This window comes from Ochrobactrum teleogrylli, from assembly GCF_037482325.1.
Taxonomy (GTDB): domain Bacteria; phylum Pseudomonadota; class Alphaproteobacteria; order Rhizobiales; family Rhizobiaceae; genus Brucella; species Brucella teleogrylli.
Genome location: NZ_JBBHKQ010000001.1, coordinates 668630 through 693809, shown reverse-complemented (window position 1 = coordinate 693809; position 25180 = coordinate 668630). Strand labels below are relative to the sequence as shown.

The window sequence follows — 25180 nt, the reverse complement described above, 5'->3', positions numbered from 1 at the left end:
TGCTGGGAAGTAGGCATGCGTCCACTGAAAGAGACAAGCCCCGTTTTTTTGGGAGGAAAACATGCGAAGGAAATTTTTGGGCGTTGCTTTCGCCGCTTTGGCTGCAAGTGCCATGGCATTTACCGGTGTCGCCAGTGCACAGGACAAGAAAGTCACCATAGGCGTTTCAATTCCGGCTGCCGACCATGGCTGGACGGCTGGTGTCGTCTATCACGCCGAGCGCGTGGCCAAGCTTCTGATGCAGGAGCATCCGGGCCTGAACGTCATCGTCAAGACCTCGCCGGATGCGGCCAATCAGGCCAATGCGTTGCAGGATCTGGCGGTGCAGGGGCTTGACGCTCTGGTCGTGCTGCCATCCGATCCTGATCCGCTGGTCAACGCAATCAAGGAAATCAAGGACAAGGGCACATTCGTCGCGCTGGTCGACCGTGCGCCGAGCAACAATGACAATTCGATCCGCGATCTCTATGTCGCCGGTAACAATCCGGCGCTCGGTCAGGTTGCAGGCGAATATATCAAAAAGACCACGCCGGATGCGCAGGTCGTGGTTATTCGCGGCATGCCGATCCCGATCGACCAGCAGCGTCAGGACGGCTTCGACAAGGGCATTGAAGGCTCGAACGTCAAGGTTCTCGACCGCCAGTACGGCAACTGGAACCGCGACGATGCTTTCCGCGTGATGCAGGACTTCCTGACCAAATATCCGAAGATCGACGTGGTCTGGTGTCAGGATGACGACATGGCCGTTGGCGTTCTCGAAGCCATCAAGCAGGCCAACCGCAGCGACATCCAGTATATCGTTGCCGGTGCCGGTTCCAAGGACATGATCAAGAAGGTCATGGACGGCGACAAGCTTGTGCCGGTCGATGTGCTCTATCCGCCAGCGATGGTGGGCACGGCAATGCAGCTCACGGCTGGTCATTTCTATGACCAGACCCCGGTCAGCGGCAACTACATCCTCGATGCAACGCTCGTCACGAAAGACAATGCCGAGCAGTTCTACTTCCCGGATTCGCCATTCTGATCCGTTTGTATGCGCCCGCCGGTTTGGCGGGCGCATTTTCATTTTATTCTGGAGGAGTTTCGATGAAGACGATCAAGGGGCCGGGGATTTTTCTCGGGCAGTTTGCGGGCGATGCAGCGCCGTTCAACACATGGGACGGCATCACCAAATGGGCCGCCGAAAAAGGCTATCTCGGCGTTCAGGTACCCACGTGGGCCAGACAGCTGATCGATCTCAAAAAAGCCTCCGAATCCAAGGATTATTGCGACGAGTTCGCCGGGGTGGCGAAGGAAAACGGGGTGGTTGTCACCGAGCTTTCCACCCATCTGCAAGGCCAGCTTGTCGCTGTTCATCCGGCCTATGATGAAGCCTTTGACGGCTTTGCCGTGCCGGAAGTGCGTGGCAATCCCAAAGCCCGACAGGCCTGGGCCGTCGAACAGGTGAAGATGGCGATCAAGGCGTCGCGCAATCTCGGTATTGGCGCACATGCGACCTTTTCCGGCGCGCTCGCCTGGCCGTTTATCTATCCATGGCCGCAGCGGCCAGCCGGTCTGGTCGAAACGGCATTTGATGAACTCGCGCGCCGCTGGACGCCGATCCTCGATCATGCCGAGGAGCATGGCGTGGATATCTGCTACGAAATTCATCCGGGCGAAGACCTGCATGACGGCATCACCTTCGAGATGTTTCTGGAGCGCGTGAAAAGCCATTCGCGCGCCAATATGCTCTACGATCCGTCGCATTATGTCCTGCAATGTCTCGATTATCTCGACAATATCGACATCTACAAAGACCGGATCAGGATGTTCCACGTCAAGGATGCGGAGTTCAACCCGACCGGGCGGCAGGGCGTTTATGGCGGCTATCAGGGCTGGGTCAATCGCGCCGGTCGTTTCCGCTCGCTTGGCGACGGGCAGGTTGATTTTGGTGCGGTCTTCTCCAAAATGGCCGCGAATAATTTTGACGGCTGGGCCGTGGTCGAATGGGAATGCGCCTTGAAGCACCCGGAAGACGGCGCGCGCGAGGGCGCGGAATTCGTAAAGGCGCATATTATTCGCGTCACCGACAAGGCGTTCGACGATTTTGCATCCGGCGGCACCGATGACGCTGCCAACCGCCGTATGCTGGGTCTTTGAGACGAAATGAGGAACTCATGACGATTGAAGCCAAAACCAAGGAAACAGCAACGCCGCGCATCCGTCTCGGCATGGTTGGCGGCGGCGCAGGGGCCTTCATTGGCGGCGTGCACCGCATGGCGTCACGGCTCGACAACCGCTTCGAACTGGTTGCGGGCGCACTGTCGTCCTCGCCGGAAAAGGCGCAAGCGTCAGGACGTGAACTGGGACTGGCGTCGGACCGCATCTATTCGGATTTCCGCGAAATGGCGATCCGCGAAGCGCGGTTGAAAAACGGCATTGAAGCCGTTTCCATTGTGACGCCGAACCACGTTCACTATGAAGCCGCGAAAGAATTCCTGAAGCGCGGCATCCATGTCATTTGCGACAAGCCGCTGACCTCCACGCTGGCCGATGCCAAAAAGCTGAAGAAAGCGGCTGATGAGAGCGGCGCGCTGTTCGTGCTGACCCACAACTATACCGGTTACCCGATGGTGCGGCAGGCCCGCGCCATGGTGACGAGCGGTGAGTTGGGCGATCTGCGTGTTGTGCAGGTGGAATATGCGCAGGACTGGCTGACCGAAGCCGTCGAAGCCACGGGCGCGAAGGGCGCTGTCTGGCGCACCGATCCGGCGCAGTCCGGCCTTGGTGGTGCCACGGGTGATATCGGCACCCATGCCTTCAATCTTGCATCCTTCGTCACCGGGCTGACATTGGACAGTCTGGCTGCCGATCTCGACAGTTTTGTCGAGGGGCGTCGGCTTGATGACAATGCGCATGTGATGCTGCGCTTTGCGGGCGGCGCCAAGGGCATGCTCTGGTGCAGCCAGGTTGCGCCCGGCAACGAAAATGCGCTTCGCCTGCGTGTCTACGGCACCAAAGGCGGCATTGAATGGGCGCAGGAAGACCCGAACCGGCTGTTGTTTACCCCGTTCGGGGGCGAAAAACGGCTTATCACGCGCGGCGGTGCGGGTGCCGGACCTGAAGCTGCACGGGTAACGCGTGTGCCTGCTGGTCATCCAGAAGGCTATCTCGAAGCTTTTGCGACGATCTATACCGAAGCAGCCAATGCTATCGAGGCGCATCGTGAAGGCAAAAAGCCGGACGGTGCGGTGATTTATCCAACCGTTGACGATGGGTTGCTAGGTGTGAGCTTTATCGACGCTTGCGTCCGCTCGTCGAAGAGAAACGGCGCCTGGGTCAATCTCTGATCGGAAGCGAATAATTAAGTTGAGCGGCCACCTTGTGGCCGCTCTGCCGTTAAAAAACCATTTTAATTGCATGTTTCTAAGCAAACGCTTGCGAAGGCGTGTTGGTCATTCTGATCTGCCCGCTTTTAGGGCAGGTCTCGCACAGAGCCGCTTGAGACATACGCCATGCAGAAATTCCGTCCCACAATCGCCAGCGGCCCATTGTGCCTTCTGACGGTGCTCTACGTTTTCATCTTCACCAACGCTTCTTTCTGGCATGCACTCGGCGCTTATTACGCTGATGCGCCGTGGAAACTGGCGGGCATTGCGGCGGCACTCGTGCTACTCCATACCGCGCTGCTTCTGGTGTTTTCGGCGAAATACGTCATCAAGCCGATCCTGATCCTGTTTGTCCTGATCGCGGCTGGCGGCTCCTATTTTACCGATACATTCGGGACGATCATCGACAAATTCGTGGTTGAGGCCGCGCTGACGACCACGCAGGCTGAATCCGGCGCGTTGCTGACGCCAAGCTTCGTTTGGCACATGATGTTGTTCGGTGTTGTGCCGTCCTTGTTGATCGTATGGGTGCGGGTCAAGCATCGGCCCTTGCTCGGCAAGGTGGCCGTCAATACGGGGATAATCTTCGCCTGCCTCGCGGCGTCGATTGCCATATTGGGTGTGAATTACGCGGCCTATTCTTCAATGTTCCGCGAGCACAATGCTGACATTATGCAAAAGCTGATGCCAGGAACGCCGATCACCAGCACGGTGCAATATGTAGCGCATACGATCAAGAATCGCGACATTCCGATGGAGTCGCTGGGGCTTGATGCCAAACAGGCGATGACGAAGCTGCCTGCAGATAAGAAGCTGCTGACGGTTGTTGTCGTGGGTGAGACTGCACGCGCACAGAATTTCAGCCTCAACGGCTATTCGCGGGAAACCAACCCGGAATTGAAGCAGCGCAATGTTGTCGCCTTCACCGACACGACGAGTTGCGGGACGGAAACCTCGGTTTCGGTGCCCTGCATGTTCTCGCCTTTTACACGCGAGGAGTTTTCCAATACCAAGTTTCGTGGATCGGAAAATCTGATGGACGTGCTGCAACATGCAGGTGTCCAAGTGGCCTGGTATGAAAACAATACTGGCAGCAAAGGTGTTGCCGACCGGATCAAGACGATCGAACTGCAAGCCGTCAAGGACGCGCGTTACTGCGAGGGCGGCGAATGTATCGACCAGATTCTGGTCGATAGTCTGGGCAAGGAACTGAACGCGCTTTCGGGCAATGCCACCATCGTGCTGCATATGACGGGCAGCCACGGCCCGGCCTATTACCGCCGTTACCCGGAAGAATTTGCGAAGTTCAAGCCTGATTGCCGCTCCAACGATTTCGCCAAGTGCTCGCATGACGAGATCGTCAATGCCTACGACAATTCAATCCTTTATACGGATCACATCCTGTCTGAAGTCATTGATATGCTGAAAGCGCATGAAGATAAATTCGCTTCGTCGATGATCTACATGTCCGACCACGGCGAGTCTCTCGGCGAAGATGGTCTCTATCTTCATGCCGCGCCTTATTTCATTGCGCCATCGCAGCAGACCCATGTGCCGTTCATCACATGGTTTGCACCGGACTATGCGTCCGATACGGGCCTTGATGTCGATTGCCTGAAGAAGACGGTTGCCGAACCGTCATCGCATGACAATCTTTTTCATACGGTGCTTGGCATGATGCAAATCAAAACAACGGTTTACGATCAAAAGCTCGACCGTTTTGCCGTGTGCCGCAAGCCGCACACGGTGGCGTTGAATTAAGCTGAAACCCCGCCGAAAGGCGGGGTTTGATAGCATCCAGAGCGGTTCCGGTTAAAACGGAATCGGGAAACCGCTCTATCTACTTGTTCTTACGCATTATCCTACGTATCGAAGCGGGAACAGAAATCAGTCCAGTGGACTGATTTCCCTGCGTAGGCGCTTCGCACTTTTGCTGGAAATGCGCTAGGTCAGACGTAGCGATTGACCACGTTCTCCAGATATTCCTGACGGCCTGATTTCGGATGCGGATTGATATCCTGCGTTTCAACGGCAGTGGTGATCTGTTCAAGGGACATATCCCCCAGAAGCTTCTTGCCGAAGTCGCCGCCCCAGCCCGCATAGCGTTCCTCCAGCGGCTTTGAAAGCGCGCCATCCTCCAGCATGCGCGCCGCAGCCTTGAGGCCGCGCGCACAGCAGTCCATGCCGCCGATATGTCCGATCAGCAGATCCTGCGGGTCGAGCGACTGGCGGCGTAGCTTGGCGTCGAAATTCGTGCCGCCCGTTTTGAAACCGCCACCAAGAAGCACCTGATAATAAGCGAGCGCCATTTCCGGCACATTGTTGGGAAACTGGTCCGTGTCCCAGCCGGACTGGTAATCATTGCGGTTCATATCGATGGAACCGAGGATGCCGAGCGTGCGCGCCAGCGCCAGTTCATGCTCGAACGAGTGCCCGGCAAGAATGGCGTGGCCCTGTTCGATGTTCAGCTTCACTTCGTTTTCGAGGCCATAGCGTTTCAGGAAGCCATAAACGGTGGCCACATCGTAATCATATTGGTGTTTTGTCGGTTCCTGGGGCTTCGGTTCGATGAGGATCGTGCCTTTGAAGCCGATCTTGTGCTTGTACTCGACAACCAGACTGAGGAAACGTCCCATATGGTCGAGTTCGCGCGATAGATCGGTGTTGAGCAGCGTTTCATAGCCCTCACGACCACCCCAAAGCACGTAATTCTGGCCGCCAAGCCGCATCGTGGCGTCAAGACAGGTTTTGACCGTGGCCGCCGCGAAGGCAAAAGCTTCCGGGTCGGGATTGGTTGCCGCGCCCGCCATATAGCGGCGATGAGAGAAGAGATTGGCGGTCCCCCAGAGCAGATTTATGCCGGTTTCAGCCTGCTTTTTCTCAAAAATATCAACAATTTCGTTAAGGTTTTTGGTGTTTTCCGCGAAGTTCGCGCCTTCCGGACGCACATCGGCATCGTGAAAGCAGTAGTACGGTGCGCCAAGCAGCGAAAAGAACTCGAAGGCGACATCGGCCTTCAGCTTTGCTGCTTCCATATCGTTGGAATACCAGGGCCGCTCAAATGTACGCCCGCCAAACGGGTCGCCACCTTCCCAGGCGAATGTGTGCCAATAGGCAACCGCGAAACGCAGGTGATCTTCCATGCGTTTGCCAAGCACGATCTCGTCAGGATTGTAGTGTCGAAATGCCAGCGGATTATCGCTGTCTGCGCCTTCAAAACGAACTTTCTCGATGTCCCCGAAAAATCCGGTCGCCATTGTTATCCTCCCATTTGTTTTGATCTTCAGCCAGCCAACGAGTGCAGGGCCGGGTAGAGCGCGCGATAGCGCTGATAGGCTTCGTCATAAGCGGAGAGCAGCGCCTGTTCCGGCACGACAGTACGGGCGGTGCGCGGCGGCGTGCAGATCGAAAACGGATCGGCGCCGCTGGCCGCAATCAACCCCAGACGTGCTGCGCCAAAAGCCGCGCCAAAGTCGCCTTCTTCCGGCAGCGAGATGGGCGTGTTCAGCGCCGTTGCGATCGATTTTAGCCAATAGGCCGAGCGAGAACCGCCGCCAACTGCGATGAGCGAATGAATTTCGGTGCCCGCCGATTGGAGCGCGACGAGACTGTCGCGAATGGCGAAGGCGACGCCTTCCAGAACGGCCTGTGTCATGGCGTTGCGGTCGGTCTCATGTTCCAGACCATTGAAGCTGCCGCGAATTTTGGCGTCATTATAAGGGGTGCGTTCGCCGGAGAGATAAGGCAGGAAAGTTACACTGCCGGGCGCCTGGACGGTGTCACCCAGTTCCTGATCAAGCGCGTGCGGGGTCGTGCCGACGACACGCGCGAACCAGTCAAGCGCGCTTGCCGCCGAAAGGATGACACCCATCTGGTGCCATGTGCCCGGCAGCGCGTGGCAAAAGGCATGGACAGCGCTTTCCGGCTTTGGCTGATAAGCGCCATTGGCGGCAAACAGGACGCCGGATGTGCCAAGCGACACGAAAGCATGGCCGGGCTTTACAGTCCCCATGCCGCAGGCCGAAGCGGCGTTGTCACCCGCACCGCCAGCGACCACAGGGCGACCGCCGATACCCCAGCGCGCGGCGAGTTCGGCACGCAGTTGTCCCGTCGCGTCGCTGCCTTCTGCAAGCCGCGGCATGTGGCTTTCGGTCAGCCCCGTCTTTGCAAGCAATTCGGACGACCAGTGACGCCCGCCCGTGTCGAGCCAGCTTGTCCCGGCGGAATCCGACATGTCTGATACGTGTTCGCCGGTTAGCCAGAGGCGCAGATAATCCTTGGGCAACAGGATCTTACGCGTCTTGGCGAAGGTTTCGGATTCGTTGCGGGCGACCCAGACCAGTTTCGGTGCTGTAAAGCCCGGAAAGACGATATTGCCGGTAATAGTGCGGAAGGCCGGATCTGCATCAAGCTCCGCGGCTTCGCGATAGCTCCGCGTGTCGTTCCAGAGAATGCAGGGGCGCAGCACCTGATCCGTATCGTCCAGCAATGTCGCACCATGCATCTGGCCGGAAAGGCCGATGCCCTTGATGGCTGCGAATTCTTTCGGATGAGCTTGCCGCAGGGCGTCGATGGCAGTTTCAGTCGCGCTGATCCATTGGGCAGGGTTCTGCTCGCTCCAGCCTGCATGCGGGCGCGAAACGTCCAACTCGCCATGGGCGGAACCAACAAGTCGCTGATTGTCGTCGATCAGAAGCGCTTTGACGCCGGATGTTCCAAGATCGAGGCCGAGATACATGGTGGCTCCTGTCGGAATTTCACGATGGCCGATGGTTCAGCAGAACTGCGGCAAGTTATCTTTGAGAAAGATTTCGATGCGGATATGTTCCTGCCCCGCAATGATCGGCAGACGATCTGCGGACGCTTTCAGGATACGAATGGCGCTGCGGATTTCATGCCCGGCATCCTGTGCCAGAACGCCATGCACCAGCCCCTGTTCCAGCGCCTGCGAGGTGGCTTCGTCGCGTTCATGGGCAATCACCAGAGGGCGTTTTCCGTCATGGGTGGCGAGCGCGCGAAGCAGGCCGCCATTGCCAGCGCCGAGGCTGTAGATGCCTGCAATATCGCTGCGCTCGCGAAGGAGGGTGCGCACCAGATTTTCCACGCGCACATCTTCGTCGAGGCCTTCAAGGGCGGGGAGGATGGAGCGTTCCGGAAAATCGCTTCGCATGGCGGAGGTGAAGCCATCGAAACGTTCGCGATGATCGCGCACTTTCAACGAGCCGGTGAGAATGGCGATGACACCGTCTGTCCCATTCGCAAACAGGCCGAGAAGACGGGCCGCCGTACGTCCCGCTGCAACATTGTCCACGCCGACATAATGTTCACGGCCGGAGTGGCCGAGGTCAGAAACCAGCGTCACGGCATGCACGCCGCTTGCGCGCAGCCGGTCACAGGCTGCGCGAACCGGATCCGTATCGAGCGCGACAAAAGCCACACCATCCGGCTTACCAAGGGCGCTGGCGTCAAGTGCTGCGACCAGCGCAAGCTCGTCAAACGCCGGAACCAGAACGAGATTGATCGAGACACGCTCGGTCAGCGCGCGTTCGCTCGCAACAGCGATCTCTTCGCGAAGGCTGAGCATGAAGGTGTTGTCATTGTCGGGCACAATGAAATCGAAATGATAGAGTCGGCTGCGGGCCAGATTGGCGGCCCCCACATCGCGGACATAGCCAAGCGTATTCATCGCCTCCATCACCCGTTCACGGGTTTTGGACCGGACGCCGGGACGGTCGTTCAAAACGCGATCAACCGTGGCAAGGCTGACGCCTGCAGTGCGCGCAATATCATGAACGGTGGGTTTCATTCCTGCTCCTCCGCGCAAACCATAGGAGCAAAAATGAGGTACGTAAATCAAAAAATTTTAATTTCGATTTTTGTTGAGATATCAACAGGGTCTGGCGGTAAATTCGCGTTGGGCGAAGCAGATATGACGTAACGTGATGACGCAGATGCCAAAGGAAAGGGCGGCTTCAGCCGCCCGATCCGGTCTCTTGGAATCAATCCCAATAGGGGCGCGGTCTGTAATGCCTTGGCCGGTCCCGATATCCGTCGCGCCAGTGATCGCGGCGCCAGTCTCTTGGCGGCGGACCCCAGCCCCAGCGTGGTGGTGGCGGGCCCCATCCCCAACCGGGAGGCGGTGGTGGCGGACGGCGATATCGGGGAACACATACGCCGCGACGTGACATGCGCCAGCCGGGGCCGCACCAGTAATCCGCTTTCTGCACCAGCCCCGATTGCGCGGGCGCTTGCAGATTGCCGACCGGGTTGGCTTCGGCATTAAAGGCGAACACCGCCAGTGCCGCAGCTAAAGAAAGTACCGACACTCTCATGTCGTTTCTCCATCTCGTTTAACGGCACCAGTCTGGTCTCCCAATTGGGACTATTCGCGGCAGCTGAAATCAATTTGCCTGTACGGCGGATATAATCACGCTACCAGTGAGGCACGCCATTATTGCCCGCCCAACCGTTTCATCGTTTTCTTCAAGGTCGAAATGCTTTGATATCCCGCTTCGACACTGGCAATGGCAAGCGGTATGCCCTCCGCACGTTTACGCATGACATGCGATACCCGCAGGCGCTGCCGCCATTCGACAAAACTCATGCCGGTCTGGAGACGGAACTTGCGCGTCATGGTGCGGCGGCTCATGCCGACTTCATCCGCCCAGTCGTCAATCGTGAGATCGAGACCGGGATTATCCAGAAGGCTGCGACAAAGCTTGCGCAACGGTTTATCGGTCGGCAGCGAAACGACATAGGGCTGTTCTTTCGCCGAGCGAACTTCGTCCAGAATAAGCGCTGTCAGATGCTGGCCGCGCCCGCGCTCATCATAGAGCACCGGTTCTTCGGCCAGAGCCTGCACGCTGGCGTCCAACAGGGGGGAAACTTTCAAAACGCGCGTCGGCTCCCAATGATCGCGCAGGACCGATTCTTCGATAAAAACGGCATGCATTTCGACCGAGCCATAAATATCGACGCTGTGCGGCACATCGGGCGGCAGAAGCACGGCATAACCGCTCGGCAGCATGAAAGCGCCATCTTCGGTTTGCGCCGTCATATAGCCACTATTGCTATAGAGAAGCTCGCCGCGCCGGTGACTATGCCAGCCGGACGAGGCACTTTTCTCATAGTCGCGCCGCATCACCGCCAGAGGGCGTGCGATGTCCTGATAGTCGATGGCGTGTTTCGGTCGCGTGCGAATTTCCATTTTGGCCCAATTTGACTGAAATTGTCATATTTAAATGGAATTGCAAAATTTTGACCCGAATGCAACCAAGATTGGCCTGACTCACCAAACTGTCCCGAATATATTCGCTCGCGCAACGCATTGATATGTGTGAGTAAATTAGAATTATTCTGAATTCTGAACTTGCGCAACAATAAAAAATAATCGCTATAGCCGCTACTTTGATGGGCCGCGGGCAGTAGCCGTTTTGCAGGAACGGCAGGAGAACAGAGTTGAAGACCAGCAGGGACACCGTGCGCAATACAGATCGCATTCACAACAGCAGACGCGCCGGATCGCTGCTCAAAACCGTGCTTCTCGCTAGCGTGGCGCTTGGCGTTGTGGCCGTTCCGGCATTGGCCCAGGACACGGGCGTCATTCAGCTCAACACCATCGAGGTGCAGACCTCCGGTGACAAAGGGCCACGCGTTCCCGTCGAGGGCTATATTGCTGAATATAGCCGCGCCGCCACCAAGAGCGACACGCCGATCCGCGAAACACCGCAGTCGATTTCCGTTGTCACGCGCGACAATATGAATGATCGCGCCGTCTCGTCGGTGAGTGAAGCACTGTTGTACAGTGCCAATGTGAACGGTCAGCGTTATGGCGCGGATGTGCGCTCGGATTATTACACCATTCGTGGTTTCCCGGCTGATCTCTATCTTGATGGCATCCGTATTCCGCAGATAGCCAACCAGACCGGCGGTTATTCGGGCTTCGTGGTCGAACCCTATTCGCTCGAAAGCGTGGAAGTTCTGCGCGGTCCAAGTTCCGCGCTGTTTGGCCAGAGCAATGTCGGCGGTATCGTCAACATGGTCAGCAAGCAGCCGCAGGCCGAGGCATCCAATGAGGTCTATCTGCGTGGCGGCAGTTTCCAGCGCAAGGAATTCGGCTTCGATCTGACGGGGCCGATCAACAACGACCCGCGTTTCACCTATCGCCTGAACGGCATGATCCGCGATGCCGACACGTCCTACGATCTGGGCAAGAACAACCGTATTGCCATCAATCCGAGCTTCGCCTGGCGTCCGGATGCGGATACCAGCCTGATTGTTTCGGGCGGTTATCTCAAGGATGATCTGGGACAGGCGGGCGTGATCGTTCCGGCCTATGGCAGCGTGCTGCCGAACCCGACCGGCCAGAGTATTCCGCGTGATTTCACCGATGGCGATCCGCGCATCGCGACCTATAAGAAGGAAATCGGTTACGTTGGCTATCAGTTCGAGCATCGCTTCAACGACACGTTCACGCTGCGCCAGAACTTCCGCTATTCGCATCTGAAGACCGATTATCGCAACCTGTTTGCGGGCGTGCTGCCGACCAGTGGCTGGAATGGCAGAACGCTGCCGCGCACCAATTATCTGGCACAGCCCGAACTCGATTCAATTGCCTTCGACACGCAGCTTGAATCGCGCTTCGATACCGGCCCTCTGGAGCACACTTTGCTGGTCGGCGTTGATCAGCAATGGCAGCGCCTCGACAATTATACTGGCTCGGCGGCTGGTCCGTCGCAGGACCTGTTCAACCCGACCTTCAATCAGCCGCTGACGCCGGTGAAGGCGACGACGCGTCTTCTGCAAAACCAGTATCAGACCGGCATTTATGTGCAGGATCAGATCGAAGCAGGCAATCTGCGCGTGACGCTCGGCGGTCGCAAGGACTTTGTGAAGGTCGATTCCGAACAGACGACGCTCTCAACAGGCCGTAGCGTCGACTATGAGCAGGACCCTGAAAAGTTCACGGGCCGTGCGGGCATAGCCTATGTCTTCGACAGTGGCTTTGTGCCTTATGCGCTCTATTCGACGTCCTTCCTGCCGACGCTGACGCTAGCGGATACGCCGCTCAAGCCGACCACGGGCACGTTGAAGGAAGTGGGCATTAAATACGCCCCGGAAGGCGCGAATTACAGCGTTACACTTTCGGCCTTCGAAGCCGAACAGCAGAATGTCGTCAATCGTATTTCCGGCGTCTACTATCAGACGGACGAAGTGCGCGTACGCGGCGTCGAGCTGGAAGGCACGGCCCAATTGTGGGATCGCCTGAACCTGACGGCTGCCATGAGCTTCCAGGACTCGGAAGTCAGCGAAAGCCAGACGCCTGCCCAGATTGGCAAGCTGCCTTACACCGTGCCGAAGGATCAGCAGTCGCTGTTCGTCAGCTATAATGTGCCGCTGCCGGATAACCTCAAGGGCGATCTCGTTCTCGGCGGCGGTGTACGACGCATCGGCAAGACCGCTGGCGATACGCTGAACACCTTCTTCGTGCCGTCCTACACGCTGGTTGATGCTTTCCTGCGCTACGATCTTGGCAACTATCGCCTGCAGGTGAATGCCTATAATCTCGGTGACAAGAAATATGTGGCGGGCTGCAATTCGACCAGCCAGTGCTATTACGGTCAGGGCCGCTCCATCGTGGCGACAACGAGTGTGAAATGGTAGTGAGTTTCTCACGACGTGAATTTCTTGTGGGGGCGGCTTTGGCCGCCCTTACGTCTTCTGTTCGGGCCGAGACGCCGCGCAAGGTTGTCACGCTCGAATGGGCGGAAACGGAAATTGCGCTGTCGCTCGGCATTCGCCCTCTGGGCGTTGCTGATCTGGCGGGCTATCGCCAGTGGGTCAATATCGAGAATGACGGGCTTGCCGATGCGGCCGATGTGGGTGGACGGCAGCAGCCGAGCCTTGAAGCGCTAACACGGCTGAAACCAGACCTGATCCTCACATCGGCGTTGCGCCATAAGGCGATTGCCGAGCGCCTCAACGCGATTGCGCCGACGGTGCTGCTCGACGGCGCATCCGACAGTACCGATCTCTTGCAGGATATGAAATCAAATCTCGGCGTTGCCGCAAGTGCGCTGCAACGCCAGGCGGAAGGCAGGGCCGAATGGCAATCTTTCGAAGATGGCCTGTCGGCAGCGCGGGCGAAACTATCCGGCCCATTGCCTGTCGTGATTGCACAGCCTTTGCCCGGTGTGGCGCGATTGAGAATATTCACGACCAATTCAGCAGTGATAAAAACGCTGGTGCAAGCTGGCTTCTCGGAAGCAGTTGATCGCGGCGTGCAGCCCTTTGGTTTTACGACATTCGGGTTGGAAGAGCTTGCCACGCTAGCGCCGGAGACACGGCTTTGCCTGTTGGATGACGCGACGCCGAAGGAACTGACGGAAAGCGCGATCTGGCCGGTCCTGCCTGCGGTCAGCGCCGGTCATATTTATCATCTCGGCGGCGATATTTGGCCTTTTGGCTCGACACGCTCCATGACGCGGCTGGTTGAGCGGACGTTAGCGGCGTTAACTGCCTGATATATGAGAAAAGCCCCGGTTCAACCGGGGCTTTGTTGTTTCAGGCAACGGCGCGGGCGCATTCGCCAAGAATACGCAGTACTTCGGCGCGTTCCTCGATTTGCGGCATATGTCCGCAACGCTGGAAGATATGCACGCCGACTTTTCCGGGCAGCCCATGGGCGTGGCTGACGGGAATGACCCGATCTTCCGCACCGAAGATCAGCCGCACAGGGATCGGCAATCCGGCTATGGTTGACCGCAGATCGAAGGTCTGCGTGCCATCGGTGAAGAACCGTTCCGCAATCGCGCTTTGCGCGGCGCGCAATTCGGTATCAGCGGCCTGAGCGACTGTTGCATTGATGAAAGGCCGCGTGAGCAGGCTTTCGTCGCTGACCAGCAGTTTCAGCCAAGGGATGATGCTCGCTTCGCTTTTGGCGGCGATCAGGCCCTTGGTGAAGGCGCCGTTGATTTCAGGGCCGAGACCGGCGGACGAAATCAGCACCAGCGAGCGCACATCCACGATGCCGCGTGCGGCAACGGTCGCCGCAACGCCACCACCAAAGGAATGACCGCCAAGCAGGCAGGCGTTCACGCCAAAGGCGGCAAGTGTGGCTTCAACGGCCTCCGCGATCGCATCGATGCTGTCCGGCACTGCGCGCGTGGAAGCGCCGTGTCCGGGAAGGTCAAGCGCCAGAACCGGATGGCCGAGCGTTGCGCCCGCGAACAGGCCGCGCCACGAATTGAGGTCGGCGGCGAAACCGTGGATCAGGACAACAGGCAGTTTTCCGGCTTCACCCTCACGCAGCCAGACTGCATTGAGCGGTGCAGCGGAACCGGCGGTAGGTCTTCGTCCGGGGGGGGCAGCCGGTTGGCTTACAGCGCCAGCCGCAACCGCAGCTTGGGCAGAGCCAATCTTCGCCTCGACATCCTTTTTCTGGACGCGTCCCTTGGGGCCGGAACCTGCAATCGCCTCAAGATCGATACCAGCCTCCCGGGCCAGCCGGCGTGCAAGCGGCGTTGCACGCACGGCTGTGTCCTGAGCGGTAGCACCTTGGGAGGCAGAAACGACCGGTTCGACAGGTGGGGGGCCATCCTCCCGAACCGGTACTGGCGCGCTCTGCGAGGGAGCAGGCTGCGCATCGGCGGGGCGCTCAACGGATGGTGGTGCTTTGCGCTCTTCGCCTTCTTCGTAAATCCACGCGACAGCCTGTCCGACCGGCACAACAGTGCCTTCGGCAACACTCACATCTGCAAGAATGCCGCTGGCCGGTGCGTCCACTTCCATGGCCGCCTTGTCGGTTTCGATTTCGAACAGGAGCTGGCCTTTGGTGACGGTATCGCCATCCTTGGCGTACCAGCGCGAAATCTGGCCGGTCTCCATATCCATGTCGACTTTCGGCAGGATGACTTCCACTGCCATGGTCAGCGCACTCCCCTGGCAAGATCGCGGGCGCTTTTGAGAATGTCCGGCACCTGCGGCACGGTCGCGCGTTCAAGATCGGGATTGTAAGGGATCGGCGTCTCGGCGCCGCCAAGGCGGACAATCGGGGCGTCGAGATAATCGAAAGCATCGCTTTCGGCGACGATTGCAGAGATTTCCGCGCCGATGCCAAGCGTTTTCACGGCTTCATAGACGCAAAGCAGCTTCGAGGTTTTCTTGACGCTTCTGATGATCGTGTCGCGATCAATCGGGCGCACGGTGCGCAGATCGATGACTTCGACGTCGATGCCTTCCTTGGCCAGTTCTGCCGCCGCATCCAGCGCCTTGTGCACCATAATTGCGGTCGCGACGATGGTGAGATCGCGGCCCTCGCGCACCACTTCGGCCTTGCCGATGGGAACGGTATAATAGCCTTCCGGCACCGGCCCCTTCATCTTGTAGAGCAGCTTGTGCTCAAAAATCATCACCGGGTCGGGGTCTTCGACAGCTGCAAGCAACATGCCCTTGGCGTCATGCGGGGTGGAAGGCTGCAGAACCTTCAGGCCGGGCACGTGGCCGAGCCAGGCTTCGAGGCTCTGGCTGTGCTGTGCGGCGGCGCCCGTGCCGGAACCGGCGGGAAAACGCATGACCAGCGGCACCGAAACCGCGCCACCCAGCATATAGCGGATTTTTGCGGCCTGATTGACGATCTGCTCCATGGCGAGCGCGGCAAAGTCGGAGAACTGGAATTCGAAAATTGGGCGCATGCCGGTCAGCGCTGCACCGACGGCGACGCCCGCACCGCCCAGTTCGGAAATCGGGGTATCCATGACGCGGTCTTCGCCGAAGCGATGCACGAGATCGCCGGTTACCTGAAACGCGCCGCCATAGACGCCGATGTCCTCGCCCATCAGGAAAACACGGTCGTCGCGCTCCATGGCAATCGCCATGGCTTCCTGAATGGCTTGCGAATAGCTCAACTCGCGGATGGTGGTGTCCATGATCAGATTTCGTCCGTATATACGTCGCGGGTCAGGTTGGTGAGGTCGGGAGAAGGGCTGTTGCGGGCATATTCAATCGCGTCAGCGATTTCCTTCTCGACATTGGCCCGAATGGCTTCGATCTCCTTGTCGTCGATCACGCCATAAGCCTTCAGATCGGCTTCGAAATGCGCGATTGGATCGCGATTATTGGCCCAATCCTCGATCTCTTCCTTGGTGCGATAGCGGTTGCGGTCGCTCTTCGAATGACCACGCAGACGGTACGTCTTGTTCTCGATCAGCGACGGGCCTTCCCCGCGCCGCGCACGCTCCACGGCCTCGTTGATGGCTTCGGCAACGTCGGAAAGGTTGTTGCCGTCCACGACCTTGCCCGGCATGGCATAGGCCGATGCGCGGTCCGCGACATTCACCACCGCCGTTGAACGCTTGGTTGAAGTAGACATGCCATAGCCATTGTTTTCGCAAACGAAAACGACCGGCAACTTCCAGACGGAAGCCATGTTGAGCGCTTCATGGAAAGCGCCTTCATTGTTGGCGCCATCGCCGAAGAAGGACACAACAACCTTGTTGCTCTTCTGCTTCTTGGCGGAAAGCGCAGCACCCACTGCAATCGGAATGCCACCGCCGACAATGCCATTTGCGCCGAGATTGCCTTTGGATACATCAGCAATGTGCATGGAGCCGCCGCGACCCTTGCAATAGCCGGTTTCCTTGCCGAAGAACTCGGCAAACATGCGCTTCACATCGGCGCCCTTGGCGATGCAATGACCATGGCCGCGATGGGTCGAGGTGATCATGTCATCTTCGGTCAAAGGCAGGCATGAACCCATGGCGCTTGCTTCCTGTCCGATGGACAGGTGCATCGTGCCGTGAATCAACCCCCGCGTGTAACTTTCTTCCGCGCCTTCTTCGAAGCGGCGGATGAGATACATCTTGTGCAGCGCTTCCTTCAGCTGTTCCGGAGAATAGGTGCGGAAAGCGAAGGGCAGGTTGTGGCGATCTGCGGCCTGCGCGTCAATCTTTCTGGCCTGAACCATGGTGCGGCTCCTTATGCTCCGTAAACGAGCTTGTCCTGGCGGGCGCGCAGTTCGGCGATCTTCGATCCCGGCGCGACGGCAGCATTGTCATAGGTGATGAGTTCGCCCTTCCTGATCGGCTTTGTCACGCTGCCGCCCTGAAGAAGACCGCAGGGGATGGCATGCGCTGTACGCGCTTCGCCAGACGTCATGATCCAGGCGCGGTAGCAATATTCGCCAATGGCATCGAGCTTTTCGCCCGGCTGCATATCCTTCTTGGCCACAGCGCAGACTTCGGCCACCGGCTTTGCCAGGGGCACCATGTCCGGCTTGCCGTAAAGCACGACACGGGCGCAGGTGAGGGGAACTTCGAGCGAGGTCAGGTGATAAGGGCGGTGGAAGGTGAAGTAAGGGCCTTTGCCCATTTTCAGATCTTCCATGCGTTCCGAAACACGCGGATGCGACATGTCGGCCACAACGAAGACGCCGGGCGCAACACCCTTGCCGATGGAGTAATCCACGACGCCGACTTTCGAAAGCACACCGCCGTCCTTTTCAGGAATCAGCGTCTTGTTGAGCTGGTCGAGCGTTGCGGCTGGGCCGTGCATACCCGGCTTGTCGGGCACAAGGCCCGTGGCATTGGCGATGGCTGCCATTTCCACCATGGTCTTGGAGCCATCGACGAACTCCACCAGCATACGCACATTCATGTTGCGGCGTTTGGCTTCTTCCAGATAATCGTCGGGAATGGCGTCGATATTGAGCGGGTTGTTCTTGCCCTTGCCAGCGGCAACGATGGGATGCCCCATGGCTGAAACGAACTCGATCAGTTCCATGCAGGACGATGGTTCGTCGCCGGCACCCAGCGAATAGGTGACGCCCAGACGGTCGGCTTCTGCCTTGAGGTAGGCACCGATGGTGACATCGGCTTCGACATTCATCATGACGAGATGCTTGCCATGTTCCATGGCGCGCAGGCCGATTTCCGCGCCGACAGCCGGAACGCCGGTGGCGTCGATGACCACATCGATCAAATCATTTTCGAGGATCAGACTGGCATTGTCCGTAACGGCGACCTTGCCGCCTTCCATGGCCGAGGTCAGGTCGGAAGCGTTTGAAACTTGCCTGCCGTGGCCTTCTTCCTGATAGGCGATATCAACCGCTTTCAAAGCGTTCGGAACACGCAGTTCGGAAATGGCGCCGATTTCGATGCCGGGCATATGCGCCACGCGGGTCACGATGTCGGTGCCCATTTCGCCGGAGCCGATCAGCCCGATACGGATCGGCCGTCCGCTGTCCGCACGCGCTTGCATATCACGTGCCAAGCCCGTCAACGCCACATTCGTCGCCATCTTTTCCTCCTGATGTTCCTCCAGACGCCTTCGCGCCTCTCTTCCTTTACCCGATAATGAACATTTGTTTCCAAGTCAATACGAGTGTACATTTATCACGCGCCACAGACCTGTTATTCCTTACCGTGCTTTATCGCTTGTGAACAAACATTGGTCTGCTATAAAAAACAAATGTTCTGCCCGGTGTTTCAAAATGCAACACAACAAAATCTTGTGGGGGCATGCGGCGCGGAACTTGATACAAGCGTTCGAACGGCCTGGCATTCGTTGGAGGATGGCCGGGGGGAGGAGAAAACTATGGACGCATTTCTAAGCGGCCTGAAATCGGCCATCGATACGTTGGGAGCGACGGTCCTGCTCCCTATCGTCATTTTCATTATAGCCGTGGTTCTTGGCGCAAAGGTGGGCAAAGCCTTCCGCGCTGCCGTGACCATCGGCGTCGCCTTCATCGGTATCAACCTCGTATTGGGGCTGATGTTCACCTCCATTGGCGAGGTGGCTCAGGCGATTGTTACCAATACGGGCATCAAGCGCGATATCGTCGATGTGGGCTGGCCTTCGGCTGCGGCCATCGCTTTCGGTTCGTCCGTGGGGCTTTGGGTCATTCCGGTCGGCATTCTGGTCAACATCGCGCTGCTTTTGATGCGCTGGACCCGCACGCTCAATGTCGATGTTTGGAACTTCTGGCACTTTGCCTTTGTCGGCTCGCTTGTCGTCGCCGCAACGGACAATCTCGCCTATGGCATTATCGTTGCAGCTCTTGTTGCGGCTCTGTCGCTGCTGTTCGCTGACTGGTCGGCACGCGCCGTACAGCAGTTCTATGGCGTTCCGGGCGTTTCCGTTCCACACCTGGCATCGGCGCAGATTCTGCCGATTGCCATCGTGCTCAACTGGATCATGGATCGCATTCCGGGCATCAACAAGATCCACATCAGCACCGAAACCATCGAACGCCGTTTCGGCGTCTTCGGCGAGCCGGTGGTTCTGGGCCTGATTATCGGTCTCGTGCTTGGTCTCATCGCTTTCTACAATTCAGGCGATTTCGGCCATGTGCTGGCCAAGGTGCTGGGCACCGGCATGACGCTTGCCGCCGTGATGCTGCTTCTGCCGCGCATGGTCAAAATCCTGATGGAAGGCCTGCTGCCGGTTTCTGATGCCGCACAGGAATTCGTGCGCAAGCGCACCGGCGATCGCGAATTGCTGGTCGGTCTCGATTCGGCAATCCTGATCGGCCATCCGGCTGCGATCTCGTCGTCGCTGATCCTTGTGCCGATTGCGATCATCCTGTCGGTGATTCTGCCGGGCAACCGCGTCATCCTGTTCGCCGATCTTGCGGTTATTCCGTTCATCGTCGCCATGACTGCGCCGCTGTTGAAGGGCAACGTGTTCCGCATGGTTGTCGTCGGCACGGTGACGCTCGCCATCGGCTTCTATGTGGCCAATGCGCTGGCTCCGCTCTTCACGAGCGCTGCCGTGTCGTCTGGCTTCAAGCTGCCGGAAAACGCGTTGCAGATTACTTCTGTGGTCGACGGCTTCCTGTGGGTGCCTTATGTCATCATCGCCGCAATCCAGTGGTTGGGCGTTGTTGGAATCGCGGTTCTTGCAGTCGTCATCGCCGCAGCGTTCATTCTCTATCGTCGCAACACCGACGGTTGGGAACGCGCTGCCGGTGCGGAAGACGAACCAGCCGAGCAGAACAACTGGTAAGGCGCAAAAGCAATATTGGCCGCATACCGGAGAGGTATGCGGCTATCTGCAATGGAGGATGGAATGGCGAACGGCCTGATGGCTTTTCTCGACCCCGAAGCGATTGAGCTGCAGAGCGAGGCCAAAACCAATGAGGAAATTATCCGTATTCTGGCGGCGAAGCTGGAACGGCTCGGCTATGTAAAGCCCAGCTATGCGGATGCGGTCGTGAAGCGGGAACAGACCATGCCAACCGGTCTGCCGCTGGAGCGCGAAGAAAACGTTGCCGTTCCGCATACCGATCCTGAGCATGTCCTGAAAGCGGGCATCGCTTTTGCGACGCTGAAATCTCCTGTCATCTTCTCCAATATGGAAGATCCGGAAGAGGACGTTCCGGTCGGGTTTGTTTTCCTGCTTGCCATCAATGACAAGGACAAACAGATCGAGACCTTGCAACAGGTGATGGCGACCATTCAAAATGAGGACGCGCTCGAGCATCTCAAGAAATCGCGCACATTGAGTGACGTGGAAGCCGCGCTCGGTTAATCGGAGGAACCAAAATGGCCAAAATGAAAACGATTCTCTTTGCCTGCGGCACCGGCGTCGCAACATCCACTGCCGTGAATGCTGCCGTCACCGAAGAGATGAAAAAGCGCGGGCTGACCTTCAACGCCCAGCAGGCCAAGGCGACCGAAGTGCCGTCTCTGGCTGACAATGTGGATTTCATCGTTTCCACGACGCCTATTTCCGCTGCAGTCGAGAAGCGGGTCATCAAGGGCCTCGCATTCCTGACCGGCATCGGCAAGGACAAGGTTCTGGACGAAATCGAAGCCGAATTGCGCAAGTAATTTCGGCCCATTTCAAAGGGCGCTTTCGTGAAGGATCACGAAAGCGCCCTAACTATTTGTATTCTCATTACTGAGCGGTTCAGTTCGGAACGGAATGTCCGATGCGCCGGAGCATTTCGGCGGCACTTTCCTCGTCGGTGATGAACACCGTTGGACGCAGAAGTTTCATCGCGCCAAGAAGCGCTTCGATCTTTTCCTTGCCGCCGGAGGTCAGGATGCGTTGCGGTGTGTTCTGCAAGCTTTCGATGCTGGCCGACATGACGCGCTCATGCACCGGATCATCGACGATGCGGCCATCGGCGTCGTAGAAATGGAACAGAACGTCGCCGACCGCGCCATTGGCGCGCAGGGATTGTTTCTGCTCTTCATCGACGAGCCCCACGCGGTAGGACGTGCTGCTGGCGGTCTCAATGCCGCCAATGCTGAGCAACACCATGTCGAGATCTTCCGCCATGTTCAGCACCGTGTTCAGGCCACAGCGCTCAATCAGGGCTGTGCGAGTCTCCTTGCTGTCCACAAGGGCGGGCGCGGGGATAAGGTAGCCTTCGCCTTGCAGCATCTGCGCGAACTGCCAGGCAAATTCGGGCGGGTTGGAGCGTCGTGGCTGCACAATGCCGCCGAGAAGCGAAATGACCTTGAGATCGTTCACCGGACGCGAGCCGATATGCTGCAAGGTGCTGGACAAAGTGCGGCCCCAGCCGACACCAATGCGCATGCCGTGCTGGATTTTTTCCGACAGATAAGCGCCGGTCGCCGCGCTGATCGGAGGAATCGGATCGGTCTCGGCAGAGGAGAGGGGCGCGACAATGGCCTGCTCCAGCCCGAAAGCCTTTTCAAGCGCCGCTTCCAGCGCGGTCAAAGCCGAAAGCTTGCCTTCGATGGTGATCTTCACCTCGTTGCGGGCGCGGGCATCGGCAAGAAGACGGACAATGGTCACACGGCCAACGCCCAACGCATCCGCAATATCGCTCTGGGTCATCTGCTCGACATAATACATCCACGCCGCACGGGTTCTGAGGCGGCTGGTGCGGTTTTCCGCTGCAACGCCTTCGGATCCCACCAGAAGGTCGTTGGTTTCAGCTGCGTTCCGTTTCCCATTGGCGGTCTTTCTCAAATCGATTCCCCAAAATTCTTACAGTTTGCGTCTTTGTGATATGGACCCTATTGCTTTTCCGGGACGAGGAAAACAATACTTCTTTTGTATCGGTTAAGATACGATTGTTGGCCTCGCAGGGAGGGACGACCGGCATGCTGCGCACACTTTCCGATGAAATCGCCGTCAATCTGAAAGACCGTCTGCGTGACGTGCGCTATGTGATCAGGCGCGCCCGGCAAAGTTCGCGTGCGCCCGAAACCAGCCTGCCTGCGCCGGAAGCGCTTCTGGGCCATGCCGCAGGCGTGATGGATACGGCGCTGACCGCCGCCGAAGCGATCTCAATCTCGATTATTTCGTCTGAACCGGCCAAACATCATGGCGCGCCACAGATGCGCAGCCTATCCTTTTATTTCGGCACCGGCGCGGAAGGTGTGCGCGGTTTCCGCAGCGATATGTATTATTTCCTCAAGGGAACGATGCGGCGCTACGGACTTGAAAACGCACTTATCCACGAAGCGGCTTTTTCGGTCATCCACGGGCGTCTGTTGCGCAAGCATGCGGAACTTCTGCGCGATCCTCTAAAGGTTGCACAGGCGCTGGCCGCGCTTTATCTGGAAGCGCTGGCTGAAAGCCCTGTCCGCTTGACGTCGTTGGAAGTCTCGTGCGACCCGGAAAATCTGCGCAAGGCGGAAGTGGTCGGGCTTGCGGCAGCTTGCCTCGCTTGCGGGCTGGCGACCGTAAAACCTGCTGATCTCGCCGATATCGATCCGCTGGAAAGTGTATTCATGGTGCTGGAGGCACGCTATGAGCGGCTGGTGGATGCGGCAGAAACCCACGACGCGAAGAAGCTCGAAACCCTCTTCGCGACGCTGATTGCCCACCTACCTTAAGTCGCCGAACAGATCGGCGATGATTTTCTTGGCGCGGGGAATGGAAGCCGGGCTCATGCTGAGCTCGGTCAGTCCCATGCGGATAAATTCCGGTATCAAATCCGTCTTGCCTGCCGCTTCCCCGCACATGCCAACCATGATGCCCGCTGTCGTGGCTGCTTTCGCGGTCATTTCAATGGCCGCCATTACAGCTGGATGATGCACGTCGTTGAGCCTCGCGATCGTCGGGTTGAGACGGTCTGCCGCCATGACATATTGCGTCAGATCATTGGTGCCGATGGAGAAGAAGGCGGATTCCCTGGCCAACTGATCGGCTGCAAAAACCGCTGCCGGTGTTTCGATCATAACACCCAGTTCAAACGTGCCGTAAGGCTTGCCTTCTGCTGTCAACTCGCGCTCGCATTCGGCAATCAGGCTTTTTGTCGCCCGGATCTCCTCGATATCGGAAACCATCGGCAACATGACCTTCAGTTTGCCGTGCACTGAGGCGCGAAGCAGGGCGCGCAATTGCGGCTTAAATACCTCCGGGCGGTCAAGGCACATGCGGATGCCGCGCCAGCCGAGGAACGGGTTTTCCTCCTCGGGAAACTCGATGCCGGCGACGGGCTTGTCACCGCCGATATCGAGTGTGCGGACAATGACAGACTGGGGGGCGAAAGCGCGCAGAAGTGATGCATAGGTTTCCATCTGCATGTCTTCGGACGGCAAATGGATATGCTTCATGAACAGAAGCTCGGTGCGGAACAGGCCGACGCCCATCGCGCCTGCGGTCTGGGCCGCTTCGATTTCCTCCAAAGCGCCGAGATTGGCCGCAACCTCAATCACCACGCCATCGGCGCGGCGCGGCGTATAGTCACGATACTTGTCCAGCGCACGTTGTTCTTCAGTGGCCTTGGCAATGCGGCTTTCGATTTCGGCCAGAACGGTGGCATCCGGGTCGTGATGGACAATGCCCGCACTGCCATCGACGGCAACCTGTCGCGCTGTCTTCAGTCTATGAACAGCGTCGCCAAGGCCAAGCACTGCCGGGATTCCGTGCGTGCGCGCGATGATCGCGACATGCGAGGTCGCGCCGCCATGGCCGCAAACCACGCCGCGAATGCGCTTCAGGGGTGCGCGGGCCAAGTCCCAAGCGCCGATGTCTTCGGCGATTAGAATGGCTCCATCCGGTAGTCCGTCGAGATTGAGGTCTTCCTGACCGAGTAAGGCGAGACAAATCTGGCGGCTGATTGCGTGCACATCGTCGGCGCGGGCATTGAGATAGGGATCGTCGAGATTTGCGAATTGCTGCGCGACCGTCGAGGCAGCGCCGAGCGTGGCCGAGACCGCATCCATGCCGCCGCGAATAAGGGCGAGTGCTTCGTCTCGCAGGCTGTCGTCGGAGGCAATATCCTTCAATGCAGCAACGATGCCGCGATCACTTTCGGCGAGATCGCCGCGCGCGAGCGAATGTTCCATCCGCTCTTGAACAGTTGCAACAGCGGCCTCATAACGGCTGATTTCCGGTGCGATTTCGTGAGGTGCCAGCTTGCCGGTGCCGGGCGTGATTTCGGCAGGGAAAAACGGAAACGCCTCGCCAAGCGAAAGACCTTCACTGGCGGCAACGCCCTTGATCTGGCCTTCCGGCAACGCTGCAATCGCAACACTCGCGACCGGGACGACGACGGGCGCAGTCTCCACCACCGCAGCAACGGCTGCGCCGTCATTTTCCTCAAGCCCCGCGCGCGGGTTTTCGAGATAGCCGATCAGCGCTTCCAGTGCTTCAATCGCGTCAGCCCCTTCGGCGCTGACGGTGACTTCGTCATTTTCCTTCACGCCAAGCAGCATGAGCTTAACGGAGCTTTTCGCGCTGACGCTTTTGCCGCTCTTTGCGATCTCGATATTGCACTCGAACCCCTTGGCGAGCTTGACGAAACGGGTGGCGGGGCGCGCATGCAGCCCTTCATGCACCCGGACGATGGTGGAGCGTTCCATTTGAGAGCCTTGGATCATGAATGC

At 58.2% G+C, this 25180-nt stretch carries 21 protein-coding genes; 10 read left to right on the top strand and 11 right to left on the bottom strand.

Going from position 1 to position 25180, the window contains the following annotated elements:
* Window positions 1–61 precede the first annotated feature (61 nt).
* From WIX40_RS03290 to WIX40_RS03275, 4 genes are all read left to right on the top strand, one after another.
* Window positions 62–1024, top strand: a complete 963-nt coding sequence (locus tag WIX40_RS03290; protein ID WP_109367562.1) for a substrate-binding domain-containing protein — start codon at window positions 62–64, stop codon at window positions 1022–1024.
* A gap of 62 nt (window positions 1025–1086) precedes the next feature.
* The gene (locus WIX40_RS03285) at window positions 1087–2139 is read left to right on the top strand and encodes a sugar phosphate isomerase/epimerase family protein (protein ID WP_339438436.1); all 1053 of its coding nucleotides are present in this window, start codon (window positions 1087–1089) and stop codon (window positions 2137–2139) included.
* Window positions 2140–2156: 17 nt separating this feature from the next.
* Complete coding sequence (locus WIX40_RS03280) at window positions 2157–3329, top strand: Gfo/Idh/MocA family protein (protein WP_339438434.1); 1173 nt, start codon at window positions 2157–2159, stop codon at window positions 3327–3329.
* A 165-nt stretch (window positions 3330–3494) separates the two neighbouring features.
* The gene (locus WIX40_RS03275) at window positions 3495–5129 is read left to right on the top strand and encodes a phosphoethanolamine transferase (protein ID WP_339438432.1); all 1635 of its coding nucleotides are present in this window, start codon (window positions 3495–3497) and stop codon (window positions 5127–5129) included.
* 188 nt (window positions 5130–5317) lie between these two features.
* Here WIX40_RS03275 and xylA read toward each other — a convergent pair whose 3' ends face one another.
* From xylA to WIX40_RS03250, 5 genes are all read right to left on the bottom strand, one after another.
* Window positions 5318–6625 (bottom strand): xylose isomerase, encoded by a 1308-nt coding sequence (gene xylA / locus WIX40_RS03270; RefSeq protein WP_339438430.1) that lies wholly within the window; start codon window positions 6623–6625, stop codon window positions 5318–5320.
* 26 nt (window positions 6626–6651) lie between these two features.
* Window positions 6652–8106, bottom strand: a complete 1455-nt coding sequence (gene xylB, locus WIX40_RS03265; RefSeq protein ID WP_339438428.1) for a xylulokinase — start codon at window positions 8104–8106, stop codon at window positions 6652–6654.
* 36 nt (window positions 8107–8142) lie between these two features.
* A complete protein-coding gene (locus tag WIX40_RS03260; protein WP_339438426.1) occupies window positions 8143–9174 on the bottom strand; it encodes a LacI family DNA-binding transcriptional regulator in 1032 nt (343 codons plus the stop codon).
* Window positions 9175–9367: 193 nt separating this feature from the next.
* Complete coding sequence (locus WIX40_RS03255) at window positions 9368–9700, bottom strand: hypothetical protein (RefSeq protein WP_140023688.1); 333 nt, start codon at window positions 9698–9700, stop codon at window positions 9368–9370.
* Between the two features lie 119 nt (window positions 9701–9819).
* Entirely contained in the window at window positions 9820–10575 is a 756-nt protein-coding gene (locus WIX40_RS03250; RefSeq protein ID WP_109367554.1) for an AraC family transcriptional regulator, read from the bottom strand.
* Window positions 10576–10826: 251 nt separating this feature from the next.
* Here WIX40_RS03250 and WIX40_RS03245 point away from each other — a divergent pair, with 251 nt between their 5' ends.
* Complete coding sequence (locus WIX40_RS03245) at window positions 10827–13031, top strand: TonB-dependent siderophore receptor (RefSeq protein ID WP_339438422.1); 2205 nt, start codon at window positions 10827–10829, stop codon at window positions 13029–13031.
* Window positions 13025–13891 (top strand): iron-siderophore ABC transporter substrate-binding protein, encoded by an 867-nt coding sequence (locus tag WIX40_RS03240; RefSeq protein WP_339438420.1) that lies wholly within the window; start codon window positions 13025–13027, stop codon window positions 13889–13891. The genes WIX40_RS03245 and WIX40_RS03240 overlap by 7 nt, the downstream gene beginning before the upstream one ends.
* 40 nt (window positions 13892–13931) lie before the next feature.
* Here the strand turns inward: WIX40_RS03240 and WIX40_RS03235 are convergent, their stop codons facing one another.
* Genes WIX40_RS03235 through WIX40_RS03220 form a run of 4 tightly spaced genes read right to left on the bottom strand, consistent with a single transcriptional unit; the run spans window position 13932 to window position 18662 of the window.
* On the bottom strand, window positions 13932–15293 hold the full coding sequence (locus WIX40_RS03235; RefSeq protein ID WP_339438418.1) for an acetoin dehydrogenase dihydrolipoyllysine-residue acetyltransferase subunit: 1362 nt from the start codon (window positions 15291–15293) through the stop codon (window positions 13932–13934).
* A 2-nt stretch (window positions 15294–15295) separates the two neighbouring features.
* The gene (locus WIX40_RS03230) at window positions 15296–16294 is read right to left on the bottom strand and encodes an alpha-ketoacid dehydrogenase subunit beta (protein WP_171318796.1); all 999 of its coding nucleotides are present in this window, start codon (window positions 16292–16294) and stop codon (window positions 15296–15298) included.
* Between the two features lie 2 nt (window positions 16295–16296).
* Complete coding sequence (locus WIX40_RS03225; RefSeq protein WP_339438416.1) at window positions 16297–17331, bottom strand: thiamine pyrophosphate-dependent dehydrogenase E1 component subunit alpha; 1035 nt, start codon at window positions 17329–17331, stop codon at window positions 16297–16299.
* A gap of 11 nt (window positions 17332–17342) precedes the next feature.
* Window positions 17343–18662, bottom strand: coding sequence for an NAD(P)H-dependent oxidoreductase (locus tag WIX40_RS03220; protein ID WP_140023694.1), 1320 nt, complete (start codon window positions 18660–18662; stop codon window positions 17343–17345).
* A 297-nt stretch (window positions 18663–18959) separates the two neighbouring features.
* On the opposite strand from WIX40_RS03220, the gene WIX40_RS03215 reads away from it, so the two are divergent.
* The 3 genes from WIX40_RS03215 (at window position 18960) to WIX40_RS03205 (ending at window position 21196) form a co-directional block, all read left to right on the top strand.
* Window positions 18960–20369 carry a PTS galactitol transporter subunit IIC gene (locus WIX40_RS03215; RefSeq protein ID WP_109367547.1) on the top strand — a complete coding sequence of 470 codons (1410 nt, stop codon included), beginning with the start codon at window positions 18960–18962 and terminating at the stop codon, window positions 20367–20369.
* Window positions 20370–20432: 63 nt separating this feature from the next.
* Window positions 20433–20894 carry a PTS sugar transporter subunit IIA gene (locus WIX40_RS03210; protein WP_124915969.1) on the top strand — a complete coding sequence of 154 codons (462 nt, stop codon included), beginning with the start codon at window positions 20433–20435 and terminating at the stop codon, window positions 20892–20894.
* Window positions 20895–20908: 14 nt separating this feature from the next.
* Entirely contained in the window at window positions 20909–21196 is a 288-nt protein-coding gene (locus WIX40_RS03205; protein ID WP_078340332.1) for a PTS sugar transporter subunit IIB, read from the top strand.
* Between the two features lie 79 nt (window positions 21197–21275).
* Here WIX40_RS03205 and WIX40_RS03200 read toward each other — a convergent pair whose 3' ends face one another.
* Complete coding sequence (locus WIX40_RS03200) at window positions 21276–22310, bottom strand: sugar-binding transcriptional regulator (RefSeq protein WP_339438409.1); 1035 nt, start codon at window positions 22308–22310, stop codon at window positions 21276–21278.
* Window positions 22311–22444: 134 nt separating this feature from the next.
* On the opposite strand from WIX40_RS03200, the gene WIX40_RS03195 reads away from it, so the two are divergent.
* Window positions 22445–23182, top strand: a complete 738-nt coding sequence (locus WIX40_RS03195; RefSeq protein WP_339438407.1) for a hypothetical protein — start codon at window positions 22445–22447, stop codon at window positions 23180–23182.
* On the opposite strand, the gene ptsP is transcribed toward WIX40_RS03195, so the two are convergent.
* Entirely contained in the window at window positions 23174–25156 is a 1983-nt protein-coding gene (gene ptsP, locus WIX40_RS03190) for a phosphoenolpyruvate--protein phosphotransferase (RefSeq protein ID WP_339440915.1), read from the bottom strand. The two genes, WIX40_RS03195 and ptsP, sit on opposite strands and share 9 nt — an antisense overlap.
* Window positions 25157–25180: the final 24 nt, after the last annotated feature.

Coding starts and splice junctions, on each gene's coding strand:
- WIX40_RS03220 (WP_140023694.1), bottom strand. CDS start 18,662: ATGGCGACGAATGTGGCGTTGACGGGCTTGGCACGTGATATGCAAGCG.
- WIX40_RS03215 (WP_109367547.1), top strand. CDS start 18,960: ATGGACGCATTTCTAAGCGGCCTGAAATCGGCCATCGATACGTTGGGA.
- WIX40_RS03255 (WP_140023688.1), bottom strand. CDS start 9,700: ATGAGAGTGTCGGTACTTTCTTTAGCTGCGGCACTGGCGGTGTTCGCC.
- WIX40_RS03205 (WP_078340332.1), top strand. CDS start 20,909: ATGGCCAAAATGAAAACGATTCTCTTTGCCTGCGGCACCGGCGTCGCA.
- WIX40_RS03225 (WP_339438416.1), bottom strand. CDS start 17,331: ATGGTTCAGGCCAGAAAGATTGACGCGCAGGCCGCAGATCGCCACAAC.
- WIX40_RS03285 (WP_339438436.1), top strand. CDS start 1,087: ATGAAGACGATCAAGGGGCCGGGGATTTTTCTCGGGCAGTTTGCGGGC.
- WIX40_RS03230 (WP_171318796.1), bottom strand. CDS start 16,294: ATGGACACCACCATCCGCGAGTTGAGCTATTCGCAAGCCATTCAGGAA.
- ptsP (WP_339440915.1), bottom strand. CDS start 25,156: ATGGAACGCTCCACCATCGTCCGGGTGCATGAAGGGCTGCATGCGCGC.
- WIX40_RS03280 (WP_339438434.1), top strand. CDS start 2,157: ATGACGATTGAAGCCAAAACCAAGGAAACAGCAACGCCGCGCATCCGT.
- WIX40_RS03195 (WP_339438407.1), top strand. CDS start 22,445: ATGCTGCGCACACTTTCCGATGAAATCGCCGTCAATCTGAAAGACCGT.
- WIX40_RS03290 (WP_109367562.1), top strand. CDS start 62: ATGCGAAGGAAATTTTTGGGCGTTGCTTTCGCCGCTTTGGCTGCAAGT.
- WIX40_RS03275 (WP_339438432.1), top strand. CDS start 3,495: ATGCAGAAATTCCGTCCCACAATCGCCAGCGGCCCATTGTGCCTTCTG.
- WIX40_RS03260 (WP_339438426.1), bottom strand. CDS start 9,174: ATGAAACCCACCGTTCATGATATTGCGCGCACTGCAGGCGTCAGCCTT.
- WIX40_RS03210 (WP_124915969.1), top strand. CDS start 20,433: ATGGCGAACGGCCTGATGGCTTTTCTCGACCCCGAAGCGATTGAGCTG.
- WIX40_RS03235 (WP_339438418.1), bottom strand. CDS start 15,293: ATGGCAGTGGAAGTCATCCTGCCGAAAGTCGACATGGATATGGAGACC.
- WIX40_RS03250 (WP_109367554.1), bottom strand. CDS start 10,575: ATGGAAATTCGCACGCGACCGAAACACGCCATCGACTATCAGGACATC.
- WIX40_RS03240 (WP_339438420.1), top strand. CDS start 13,025: ATGGTAGTGAGTTTCTCACGACGTGAATTTCTTGTGGGGGCGGCTTTG.
- xylA (WP_339438430.1), bottom strand. CDS start 6,625: ATGGCGACCGGATTTTTCGGGGACATCGAGAAAGTTCGTTTTGAAGGC.
- xylB (WP_339438428.1), bottom strand. CDS start 8,106: ATGTATCTCGGCCTCGATCTTGGAACATCCGGCGTCAAAGCGCTTCTG.